The organism is Desulfobacterium sp. N47 (assembly GCF_051233685.1).
GTDB lineage: Bacteria > Desulfobacterota > Desulfobacteria > Desulfobacterales > RPRI01 > RPRI01.
Map to the genome: position 1 here is coordinate 1 of NZ_JBAMMY010000088.1, position 11,672 is coordinate 11,672.

Below are 11,672 nucleotides of genomic sequence, written 5' to 3' on the forward strand. Positions count from 1 at the left end.
GAGTTTTCCAGACATTTGACAGCCGATGGAAGATCCTTTAAGCCATTTCTGCTTGAAAATGCTCACAACCTCTGGTACGCTAATTTCCACTTTCATGGGTGCTTCTCCTTTTTTTTGGTGTTTTTGCCTAAAACCCTTTTAAAGGAAAAGCGCCCTTTTTTATACCCTTTTAAAATTTACACAAAATATTATACACTACCTCTGTCTGTCTGCTTTTAAAGCTTTATAATCAAGTCACACAAAAGCCGAACACCGAATCCCGTACCTCCAATACCGCAGTAATCAGTCGCCTTCTTAATATATGCCGGGCCGGCAATATCAATATGCGCCCACTTTGTGCTGTTGGTAAATTCGGACAGAAATAAAGAAGCAGTTATAGCGCCGCCCCATCTTGAGGTACTCATGTTACTGATATCTGCAAAATCACTTTTCAGAAATTCTTTATAATCTTCGGGAAGGGGCATGCGCCAGCAGCGCTCGTGAGTTTTATTTGAAGATTTAATTATTGATTCCGCAAGTTCGTCATCTGATGAAAATACTCCCGCAATTCTTTCTCCAAGCGCAACAACGCAGGCACCGGTAAGTGTTGCAACATCAATTAAGGTATCAGGCTTATATGTTTTAATTATATAAGAAATAGTATCAACAAGTATCAGCCTGCCTTCAGCATCCGTATTATTGATTTCAATGGTTTTGCCTTCATAGCTTTTTACAATATCACCGGGTCTTGTTGCATCTCCTGAAAGCATATTTTCAGCAATCGGGATGGCACCTATTATTTTAACTCCGGGTTTTATTTTTGCTGCAGAAATAAGTGTTGCTGCAACTGTGGCAGCTCCGGACATATCCATTTTCATATCTTCAAGGGAACCGGCAGGTTTTAAGTTTATACCGCCCGAATCAAAAGTAATTCCTTTTCCTATTAAAGCTATAGTCTTTTTTGCACCTTTGGGTGAATATTCCAGTATAAGAAGCCGTGGCTTGTTTTCGCTTCCTTGTGCAACCGCAAGCAAAGAACCGAACCCAAGTTGCTTAAGTTTTTTTTCATCAAAGATTTTTATTTTAAGATTTTCTTTTTTTGCTTCTAAAGCTATATCTTTTGCCAGTATATCAGGAACTTTATCATTTGAAGGGGTGCTGACCCACTCTCTGGCAAGTATGGTGCCGCTGCAGATAATTTCAACCTGTGAAAGCAAGTCTTCATATTTTTCGCCGGATTTTGGTTCAAGAAAAAATCCAACTTTCTTAAGAGTGGTAAGCTTTTTTTCTTTTTTATATTTATCGAAAATATGATTTGCCAGAAAAGCACCTTCGGCCATAGATTCGAGGGCCTCTTTTGTTTCCATCCCAAGCTTGCCGGAAGAAGGCACTACTATCAGGATGTCTTCAAGCTTATTTCTGATGCATTTTTTTACGGATTTTCCGCAAATTGCACGAAGAGATTCACTACTAATATCTTTTATTTTTCCAAGTCCCAAAAACACTACTCTTTTGGATTTTATATCAGGCAAATCATAAAATGTTAATTCATCACCCTTTGCCCCTTTGAATTCTGCGGCTGTGTCAGTTTTTTTTATAAGCGATATGATTGTTTCATTATCATGTATTTGTGAATCTTCGGATACCGGAATAATCACAGCATCAGTCTCGAATTCATTCAGTTTGCCTGTTTTTAAATAAAGCATATTTCTCCTTGTTGTAATATATCAAAGGCAATTTATACCTTTAAAGCTTATATCGATCATTGTATCAATCTGTCTGACCTTGCCGGTTAAAAAACTTGCAGGATATTTTTATTTTACCAATATTACCGGATTAACGGGGTTTTTCAATCATTATCTTTGCAATACACCCTATAAAACACCCGTACCCATCTCCCGGTGAAGAAGAATTCTATCAAGAACACTTTTCGCATCCCAGGCTTTTGGCGGTCGATTTGTAATAAAAGATTGCAGATATTTTTCCCTGTTGGCTTGATGTTTAACTTTACTAATTTACAAAAGCTGGTATTATTTTGCTGCCCTGTTTTTGATAAGTCCTTGAGAGGTCAAAATCAATAAGTTTTATATAACCAACAATTTCTCGGAGAACCCCATAACATGATCGAGCGTTGGTCCGGAACCAATGGCTATCGCAGTGTTATGGCCATCAGTCTGCCTCTTGTAGCCTCCATGGGTTCGCTCGCCCTGATGCAGTTTACGGACAGAATATTTCTGGCCAATTATTCGGTTGACAGCATCTCGGCTGCTTTGCCCGCCGGAATTGCTTCTTTCACGTGCTTTTCAATATTTCTGGGTGTCGTCAATTACACCAACGCATTTGTGGCTCAGTATACCGGAGCAAATGCACTGCATCGTGTCGGGGCTTCAATCTGGCAGGGCATCTACTTCTCCATCTTTGCAGCGATCTTAGTGGCATCATTTGTTTTTTTATCCGGACGTCTTTTCGGCATGATCGGTCATTCCCCGCATATCCGTTCTCTGGAGATTCAATATTTTAATATCCTTATCATAGGTACCGGGTTTCCGCTTATGGGGTCGGCCATGGCATGTTTTTATACGGGCAGAGGATTGACCCGGGTGGTAATGTTTGTCCATATGATAGGTGCAATTATTAATATTCCTCTGGATTATTGCCTGATAAACGGTATCGGCCCTTTTCCTGAACTGGGTATTGCCGGAGCTGCTATTGCCACTGTTGCGTCTTCAGCCATTATCGTACTGATTCTGGGTTTTTTCCTGTTCAGCCCTGAGAATCGGTTACGATTCGGAACATGGAGCAATAGAAAATTTGATAAAGATCTTTTCGGTCGCCTGCTGCGGTTTGGCTTGCCAAGCGGCATACAGTTTTTCCTTGAAATCTTCGGATTCGCCTTTTTCATTCAGATGTTGGGCCGGCTTGGGGATCTGGAAATGGCTGCATCCAACATCGTGCTTTCTTTAGAATCGCTGGCCTTTTTGCCAATGGTAGGATTTCATATCGGTAATGCCACATTGGTGGGCCAGGCTATCGGACGCGGCTGCCCGGAAGATGGTGTGTATGCTACCACCAGCGCTTTGCATATCACACTTTTTTACATGGTGCTCCTCGCGGTTTTTTTCATATTTTTGCCAAAACCCATACTCTATCTTTTTAAACCCGAAAATTGCAGCCCGGAACAATATGCAAAGATAATGGATCTGGGCGTGGTTCTGTTAAGGTTTGTGGTTGTATTTTGCTTTTTCGATGCTTTAAACCTGATATATTCCGGAGCTATCAAGGGAGCTGGCGACACACGATTCATTATGTGGACCAGTGCTGTGCTTTCTTTGGGAGTAATGATCATTCCGGTGTACCTTGCTATTGAAGTAATGGGTGCGGGAATTTATTCGGCCTGGACTCTGGCTTCACTTTATGCCTGTGCCCTTGGGCTTGCCTTTATGTTGCGTTACCGGCAGGGCAAATGGAAAAAAATGCGGGTGATCGAATCACAGCCCGTTCCGCCGGCCTTTGCCGGTCATACAACCTGATAGACTTTTCGGCTTAGATCTCACAACGGAAAGGAAATACCTTCATCTGCCTCAATTTTAACATTGAAATTGGATATAATATATTTGCTGATATAGCATAAATGTAGTATTCAATCATACCACATAAAGGTTAGCATCTAAAATTTGTTGGGATTTGGAAACATTTAAAAGGAGAGCTGATTATGGATTATTTTCAAATGACCGCTCCCTGCGGTCTGGACTGCTTCAATTGCGACTTCTTTTTAGCCCATGAAAATCAGGAAGCAATGAGCGTAGTTAAGAAAATATCTGAGGAATACAGGATTCCTGTTGAAATATTGCTCTGTAATGGATGCCGTAATCACAACGGCCAAATACCGGTACAAAAGCTTATGCTCGGTGAAGCTCATCGATGTGCGGCCTATGAATGTTCGCAGAGCAAGGGTTTGAAGTTTTGCAGTGATTGCGATCAGTTTCCCTGTGATAATCTCCATCCCTACGCTGATAAAGCAGGCACAGTACCGCATAATACCAAGGTATTTAATCTGTGTTTAATCAAAAAAATGGGTCTTGAAAAATGGGCGGCATCAAAGGCTGCTCAAGTTCGGAAAGTCTACTTCACCAAGCCGTGGACTTTGACCGGAAAGTAAAATGGTGCATACTTAACATGTTGCTATATCGGAATAATATAAAAAGAATGAACTGCAAGATTAAAGCTGGCTTTACGCTTGCGGTTTTATTGGTGGATACCACCCCATGGCATTAATCGGCATGAGGGATGTAAGCTGGGGCCTGGGTGGCACGCCATTGCTTGATAAAGTCAGCCTGCAAATTGAAAAGGGCGAGCGGATCTGCCTGCTGGGCCGAAACGGTGTTGGAAAATCAAGCCTGATCAAACTGTTAAACGGCGATTTTTTGCCGGACAGCGGAGAGATCATGTTCCAGCAAGGTGCAACTACTGCGATTCTGGAACAGGAAGTACCCAGCCACACCAAAGGCAGTCTCTTTGATGTTGTAGCCTTAGGTTTAGGAGATATAGGCCGGGTACTGATCCGGTATCGCAGCTTAGCCGGTGACCAGTCGCTACACGAAAACCCGGAGCGCTTTGCCGGCTACGAAGCGTTGCAACACCAGCTGGATGCATCCAATGGATGGGCACTGGCTCCGCGGATTGAGGATTTGCTGGCGCGCACAGGGCTTGATCCCAAATTGGATTTTGACACTCTTTCCGCGGGCATGAAACGGCGTGCTCTGCTTTGTCGTGCCATGATCCGGCAACCTGATTTGCTGCTGCTTGATGAACCCACCAATCATCTGGATATCGACACCATTGTCTGGATGGAAGAATATATTGCCAAGAATATTCAAACCATGCTCTTTGTTTCCCATGACCGGGCCTTTGCAAAAAGAATCGCAAACCGTATTCTGGAATTGGATAGAGGCCGCCTGCTCTCCTACGCCTGTGATTATTCAACCTATTTAATACGCAGGGAAGCTGATGCCCAAAGTGAGGAAAACCAGAACCGGCGATTTGATAAAAAGCTTTCGGCAGAAGAGACATGGATACGCCAGGGTGTCAAAGCCCGCCGAACCCGAAACGAAGGGCGCGTTCAGGCTTTAAAAAAAATGCGCGAGGCTTATAGGGCGCGTCGTAGTGAAATCGGACGTGTGAATATGAAGGTTCAGGAAGCCGAACGCAGCGGCAAGCTGGTTATCGAAGCCAAAGGAATCAACTATTCTTACGCCGGTGTGCCATATATCAAAAATTTCAGCACCGTGATCATGAGAGGTGACAAAATAGGCCTGATCGGTCCCAACGGCTCCGGCAAAACAACTTTGCTCAAAATCCTGCTTCAGGAGATTTCCCCGGAAAGCGGCAGTGTGCGTCACGGCACTCAGTTACAAGTAGCATATTTCGACCAGTTGCGCGCACAATTGGATGAAAACAAAACCGTTGTTCAGAATATCGGCGAGGGCAATGATTTTATAGAAGTAAACGGGCAAAAACGCCATGTGATATCTTATCTTCAGGATTTTTTGTTCCCTCCGGATCGCTCCCGCACACCGGTTCACATTCTCTCGGGTGGTGAAAAGAATCGCCTGCTGCTGGCTAAACTGTTTGTTAAACCGGCCAATGTGCTTGTTATGGATGAGCCCACCAATGATCTGGATGCCGAAACTCTGGAACTGCTGGAAGATCTGTTGCTGGACTATTCCGGGACACTATTGCTGGTAAGCCATGACCGTATCTTTTTAAACAATGTGGTCACAAGCACCCTGGCTTTTGAGGGAAAAGGCTTAGTCTGTGAATACCCCGGAGGTTATGATGACTGGCTGCTTCAACGACCGGCCAAAGAGCCTGCACCCAGACCGGAAGCTAAAACACAAAAGACTCATACCGCCAGGTTAAAGCCGGATAAACCCCGTAAACTGGGCTTTAAGGAACAACGGGATCTGAAAGCACTGCCAGACACTATCGACGAACTGGAAAACGAGCAAAAACAGCTCTTAGCCGCTATGTCCGACCCTTCTTTTTATAAAAAAGACAAGGACGAAATCGCAAGTATAACCGAACGGCTAAAGGTTATAGAGGTGGAAATAGCAACCGCCTACCGGCGCTGGGAGGAGCTGGATACCATAGCCGAAGCTTGGGACTAGTTGATTTATATTGACATATACAGATTTAGAAGGTACCCGTTCTTCAATATCCATTATACCCATATCATAATATATCATATAGAATTCAGGAGGAAATTTATGCTTAAACTCGGAGAAAAAGGCGCTATCATCCAAAGAGATAATGAAACTTATGCTATTGCCGCACATACCCCCTGCGGCATTGTAACGCCGGAAATTTTACGAAGACTTGCTGATGTAGCCGAAAAATACAATGTCAAGGCCATGAAAATTACAGGTGCAACCCGTATTGCCATGGTTGGCATACGGGAAGAAGATATTGACAATGTATGGAAAGATCTTGGCTTGAAACCAGGTGCGGCTGTTGGCTTGTGCGTCCGCAGCATCCGTACATGCCCGGGGACAACCTTTTGCAAGATCGGGCAGCAGGATTCACTGGGAATGGGGATGAAGCTGGATGAAAAGTACCATGGAATGGAACTTCCCGGAAAATTCAAAATTGCCGTATCCGGATGTAATATCAATTGCGCCGAATCATGGGTGCGCGATATAGGGCTGTTTGGAAAATCAAAGGGATGGACCATTGTTATTGGTGGTAATGTTGGATCAAAACCGCGAATTGCCCAGGAACTGGCCAGCGACTTAAATGATGATGAAGCCCTTTTGGTTATTGAGAAAATAATAGGATATTATTCGGAAAATGCCAAAAAAGGCGAACGCATCGGGAAAATGATAGAACGGATGGGGTTTGACACTGTAAAAAACGCACTTACATAATAATACTCAATGCAGAGTTTCTTTTTGACCTAACGGGGAAAAACGGGAGCGGCTCATGTCCAGGCAGTCCAAAGCGGTGAAACAGCTCAGGCAACTTATTAACTCAGATAAATTTATTATTATGCCTTGCTGTTATGATGGCTTGAGCACAAGATTGATTGGCCAAAGCGGATTTGAAGTTACCTTTATGAGCGGTTTTGGTGTTTCCGCCGTTCGTCTGGGATTGCCTGATACCGGGCTGATTTCTTATGGTGAAATGGTGGATCAGGCCCAAAATATCTGCAATATATCACAGATACCTGTTATCTGTGACGCTGATACAGGATATGGCAACCCTGTAAATATAAAACGTACGGTGAACGGGTATATCCGGGCCGGCGCCGCTGGCATAATGATTGAAGACCAGGTAAGCCCAAAACGATGCGGCCACACCAAAGGAAAGGAAGTGGTTGACCGCGATACGGCATTTAAAAGGATCAGAGCCGCTATAGAGGCCAGAAACGAAGCTGGAAAGAACAACGAAGATATTGTTCTTGTGGCCCGAACCGATGCCAGGGCAACAACAGGGCTTGATGAAGCCCTATTCCGGGCCGAAGCTTTTCTAAACATGGGAGCAGATATCATCTTTGTCGAAGCTCCCGCATCCAAAGATGAGATGATGAAAATCGGGAAACTGGGCGGCTGCCAAATGGCCAACATGGTCGAACACGGCGTAACCCCGGTTTTGCCGCCAAAAGAACTTGAGGACATGGGATATCGTATCGCAGCTTATCCACTGACACTGCTTTCCGCATCCGCCTGTGCCATGAAGAAGGCCCTCGATAACCTGAAAAAAGGGAAAATTCCTGATGAGATCCTCGATTTCAAAGATCTCCAATCCCTGTTGGGATTTCCCGAATACGACGAAATACTCAAACGGCTTTCATGATTTAATTCAAACTTATATTCATCAGGTCCTTAATTTAGGAGAGGTATGACAAAACCAAAAGAAGAAAAAAAAGCATTTGTCATCACCAGGGATTCAGATTTCCGTAAAGCCCTCATACCAAGTCTGGGTGAGCTTGATTACAGCATAACGGTACAGGAAGAGCTGTCTGATGACTTTTCAGTATTTGAAAATGGAAAAACAGCGGCTCTTGTCATTATCGATCTTAATTGTTCGGAAATGACCGATTCGGAATTTTTTGGAAGAATCCAGAAATGCTGAACTCAAGGGCATCAAACCGTGGTTCTGGCATATGGTCTTGAAGATCCTCAAATCTACACAAGCCTCTCAATCAAAGCGGATTTTTTTCTGTTTAAACCTGTTGATATAAAATTGCTGAAACTCCAGCTTTTTGCGGCAGACAGGCAAAGATTGAAGTTGGCAGAACTTATGGAAATCAGGGAAAAAGCGGCATCATACAAAAAAGAACTGGATTTGATGGAGCAACAGTATGAAGATGCGTTTTCAAGAGCAAATACACTAACCGTTGAATCGGAGATCGCCAGGCTGGAGCTTGATCAGATTTTTAAAACCGTGGCAGGAGGTATCATGCTCATTGATAAGGATTGTAATGTCATTCGGGTCAATGATGCAATTTCAAACCTCACGGGATTGGCAAGCATTGAGGTTCAGGGAAAGAAATGCTTTGAAACCTCTTTGTGCGAACATTGCCATACTCCGGAATGCCCCTTTTCAAGGATACAAGGAGGTGAAAAACGTGTTGAAATTGAAGTTCGGAAGACGTTCCCAAACGGTGAAACTGCTTACTATATTATCACCGCAACGCCTCTTCGGATCTTTGCTCCTGAATTTATGGGTATCGTAGTGACTCTTACGGATATCATGGAACGGGCAAAGGCTGAAAGGGCCCTTATGGAAATTAAGGAAGCTCTGCGAATAAGTAAAGAACAATACAAACAGCTGAGCATTATAGACGACCTGACCGGGCTTTTCAACAAGAGGCGTCTCAATGAACAGCTGAAATGGGAGACATCGAGAGCACTCAGATATAATCGTCCGCTATCGCTGCTTCTGATGGACATTGATAACTTTAAATCAGTTAACGATATTTACGGCCATAGCCAGGGCGATCGGGTTTTGGCAGGATTGGCCCGGATGGTAAAGAATTGTATCCGGGATTCCGACATTGCCTTTCGGTACGGAGGTGAGGAATTCATCATAATACTTCCTGAAACATCAATCGATAATAGTCTTAAAGTGGCCGGGAGAATCAGGCAATCTTTGGCTTCTCTTATCTTTCCCGTGAATTTATCTGATAAAATCACTATAACCCTAAGTATCGGAGCCACACAGTATGCCCCGGGTGAGGATCAGAATGATTTTATCGCAAGAGCGGACCAATATATGTATTATGCCAAAAAGAATGGAAAGGACAGGGTGATCTGTAACATTGAAACTTTCGAAAATGCATAAAATGTATCAGGTTAAGATCACACTATACCTCTACTCTTCTTTTGCAAGTTCATTCAATACAAATGTCAATGGCCTGTTTTCCTCGCATTTTTCAATAAACCTGACCGGCCCCGGCTTGCGGTAATCATCATCACCCGGATAAGCGCCAAGCCATTTTTCGCGAAGCTCTTTTACTATATTAAAACAGGGTGCATTCACATCCACGATGGTTTTTTCCAGAACCAGTTCCATCTTACCTTTTCTTTCTTCTATTCGCATAAGAGGTGCTATGGGAATACCTATAGGCTCCCACTTTTCAAATGCTTTTTCAAGGTTCTTTATGGCGGCCATCTGGCCGGTTGCTCCGTTTGCTATAAGGCTGAAGGCTGTCAGACCTAAATTATATCCGTAAACACAATCAAAGCCACTGGGATCGTTTCCTCTTCCGTCGTAGCCGTAAAAATGCAGCTGTGTCTTAAAACTGGGTATGGATTTTTTATAAATCTTTTCCACCGGGCCTGGGATTTTATCGCCTTCCCTTATAATTTCATCCCTGATAAGCGCCTGATTCAAGGTTTTAATTGATGTAATGGAATCTTTGACAATCAGGAAGTCTTCCCCGAAGTTATTAAACAGTACAGGACCGATAAGAAGCGGATCAAGATTCCCTTTCTCAAGAGTTTTATTAAAAGAATCCCTGGATATTCCGATTTTATACCGGCCTTTTTCTTTTAATATTTTGAGATAATCTTTCACAAGACCCATAAGTACTTTATCCGTTTCAACCTGAGAAAACTGGAAATTACCATGACTGTCTCTTTCCGTGAGAAGACCTTCCTGGAAAAAAGCCGGAACATCATTAAACAGGTCATCATCTCTTGTGTTCCAGATAGTAAAAGTCCCTTCTTCGCGTGCAGTTTTTGCTAATCTGCGCAAGTATTCCAGCTTGTCTTCAAGAACAGGAAAGTCGCTGTGAAAATCGGTATCATGGGTGGAATTGTATTTGGCTATAATCGTGTTGAGCTTGATAATAAATACTTGAATCTCATTTATAAATTCAAGAACGCCTTCAGGAATCACTATTACGCCGAAATTTTTCCCTACAGCTCCCCTTCGCACTATTCCGTCACAAATCACCCGGGAAAGATGGCGTAAAGTCATACCAAAAGCAGTATAATCAGTGGTTCCTTCCTGCTTTGCTTTTTCCAGCCTTCTTATATCCACATAGTTGGCCAGATCTTCGCCTATAAGAGTTATGTTTGGATGAGTCTGCAGCGCTACTTCCAGTGCAAGATGGCTTGCGACTCTTCCCATTACTTTGCATATATGCCAATACTTTACGTCGGAGCTGCTGTCGGTGCACAGATTGCTTATTGAGTTTGCAAAAGACAGAGCCGCTGTATGAAATCCGAAGGAAATTGCACACAATACCGTTCCCTTTGCATCCCTTACCTGAATGTCACCGTCAATTGTCTTGGGAACTCCTATGATCTGTACTCCATCTTTATACATTTCCTGAGCAAGAAACGCGGCATTTGTGTTCGAATCATCTCCTCCAACAATTATAAGTGCGTCAAGCTCTAATTTTCTGCATGTCTCTTTTGAAAGAGACATTTTTTCTTTGGAATCTATTTTTGTGCGGCCAGTTTTTATCATTCCGAACCCGCCAAGATTCCTATAGGCATTTACTATATCATCTGTCAGTTCAACACATTCATTTTCAATAATACCGTCAGGACCAAGCAAAAAACCGTATACTGAACTTTCCGGATTAGCCTTTTTTGCTGCATCATATAATCCTGCTATAACATTGTGGCCTCCAGGCGCCGGGCCTCCTGAAAATACAATTCCTATGTTTCGTTTTTTACAATATTTTTTTATTAATGAGTCATCGGCAGAGCTTAAACCTTCTAACACCCGTACCTTGTTTACTATTATATCAGGCAACCGCTTTTTTGCCTCTACATGGATATCAAATTTATAATCATCCGTTTCAACTGTTTTTGTAAATTCATTCAGAAATACCTTACACAAGGCCGGTTTGTGTTCTCTTCTTGCAACAAGTTCATTGCTTATATTGCTTACAACCTGTTGTATCGCAGAATTTTTTTGAATAAGTTGAGTAATATTGATGTTTTCTTTGCTTTGCATAGGTATCTCCACAAAAATGTTTAATATAAATATGTAGTGCAGATGAATTTTATACAATTAATAAATCAGTATCAATTGTTAATCTAAAGTTTCACTGTTTTTGAAGCCGTTCAAACATGGTTTTAAAATTTTGCGATATTTTTTCACAAAACATAAAAAGATGGCATGTAAAATGCATTGCAATTTATATACCAAGTATTTCAAGCACTTACGTCAACTTT

Annotated in this window: 9 protein-coding genes; 7 read left to right on the plus strand and 2 right to left on the minus strand. The window is 42.7% G+C overall.

The window, feature by feature from the left end; genetic code table 11:
• Positions 1-215: 215 nt before the first annotated feature.
• Positions 216-1,685 (minus strand): leucyl aminopeptidase, encoded by a 1,470-nt coding sequence (locus VXK47_RS05710; protein ID WP_435547813.1) that lies wholly within the window; start codon positions 1,683-1,685, stop codon positions 216-218.
• 414 nt (positions 1,686-2,099) lie between these two features.
• On the opposite strand from VXK47_RS05710, the gene VXK47_RS05715 reads away from it, so the two are divergent.
• The 7 genes from VXK47_RS05715 (at position 2,100) to VXK47_RS05745 (ending at position 9,321) form a co-directional block, all read left to right on the plus strand.
• Positions 2,100-3,509 carry an MATE family efflux transporter gene (locus VXK47_RS05715; RefSeq protein ID WP_435547814.1) on the plus strand — a complete coding sequence of 470 codons (1,410 nt, stop codon included), beginning with the start codon at positions 2,100-2,102 and terminating at the stop codon, positions 3,507-3,509.
• A 182-nt stretch (positions 3,510-3,691) separates the two neighbouring features.
• On the plus strand, positions 3,692-4,138 hold the full coding sequence (locus VXK47_RS05720) for a DUF3795 domain-containing protein (protein WP_435547815.1): 447 nt from the start codon (positions 3,692-3,694) through the stop codon (positions 4,136-4,138).
• A gap of 106 nt (positions 4,139-4,244) precedes the next feature.
• Complete coding sequence (locus tag VXK47_RS05725) at positions 4,245-6,146, plus strand: ATP-binding cassette domain-containing protein (protein WP_435547816.1); 1,902 nt, start codon at positions 4,245-4,247, stop codon at positions 6,144-6,146.
• Positions 6,147-6,245: 99 nt separating this feature from the next.
• Entirely contained in the window at positions 6,246-6,902 is a 657-nt protein-coding gene (locus tag VXK47_RS05730) for an NAD(P)/FAD-dependent oxidoreductase (protein ID WP_435547817.1), read from the plus strand.
• Positions 6,903-6,957: 55 nt separating this feature from the next.
• The gene (locus VXK47_RS05735) at positions 6,958-7,830 is read left to right on the plus strand and encodes an isocitrate lyase/PEP mutase family protein (protein WP_435547818.1); all 873 of its coding nucleotides are present in this window, start codon (positions 6,958-6,960) and stop codon (positions 7,828-7,830) included.
• 45 nt (positions 7,831-7,875) lie between these two features.
• On the plus strand, positions 7,876-8,109 hold the full coding sequence (locus VXK47_RS05740; protein WP_435547819.1) for a hypothetical protein: 234 nt from the start codon (positions 7,876-7,878) through the stop codon (positions 8,107-8,109).
• A gap of 18 nt (positions 8,110-8,127) precedes the next feature.
• Entirely contained in the window at positions 8,128-9,321 is a 1,194-nt protein-coding gene (locus VXK47_RS05745; protein WP_435547820.1) for a diguanylate cyclase, read from the plus strand.
• 30 nt (positions 9,322-9,351) lie between these two features.
• Here the strand turns inward: VXK47_RS05745 and VXK47_RS05750 are convergent, their stop codons facing one another.
• Positions 9,352-11,451 (minus strand): 6-phosphofructokinase, encoded by a 2,100-nt coding sequence (locus VXK47_RS05750; protein ID WP_435547821.1) that lies wholly within the window; start codon positions 11,449-11,451, stop codon positions 9,352-9,354.
• Positions 11,452-11,672 lie beyond the last annotated feature (221 nt).

Excerpts from the sequence above, each read along its gene's own strand:
- VXK47_RS05710 (WP_435547813.1), bottom strand. The coding sequence starts at position 1,685 with ATGCTTTATTTAAAAACAGGCAAACTGAATGAATTCGAGACTGATGCT.
- VXK47_RS05715 (WP_435547814.1), top strand. The coding sequence starts at position 2,100 with ATGATCGAGCGTTGGTCCGGAACCAATGGCTATCGCAGTGTTATGGCC.
- VXK47_RS05720 (WP_435547815.1), top strand. The coding sequence starts at position 3,692 with ATGGATTATTTTCAAATGACCGCTCCCTGCGGTCTGGACTGCTTCAAT.
- VXK47_RS05725 (WP_435547816.1), top strand. The coding sequence starts at position 4,245 with ATGGCATTAATCGGCATGAGGGATGTAAGCTGGGGCCTGGGTGGCACG.
- VXK47_RS05730 (WP_435547817.1), top strand. The coding sequence starts at position 6,246 with ATGCTTAAACTCGGAGAAAAAGGCGCTATCATCCAAAGAGATAATGAA.
- VXK47_RS05735 (WP_435547818.1), top strand. The coding sequence starts at position 6,958 with ATGTCCAGGCAGTCCAAAGCGGTGAAACAGCTCAGGCAACTTATTAAC.
- VXK47_RS05740 (WP_435547819.1), top strand. The coding sequence starts at position 7,876 with ATGACAAAACCAAAAGAAGAAAAAAAAGCATTTGTCATCACCAGGGAT.
- VXK47_RS05750 (WP_435547821.1), bottom strand. The coding sequence starts at position 11,451 with ATGCAAAGCAAAGAAAACATCAATATTACTCAACTTATTCAAAAAAAT.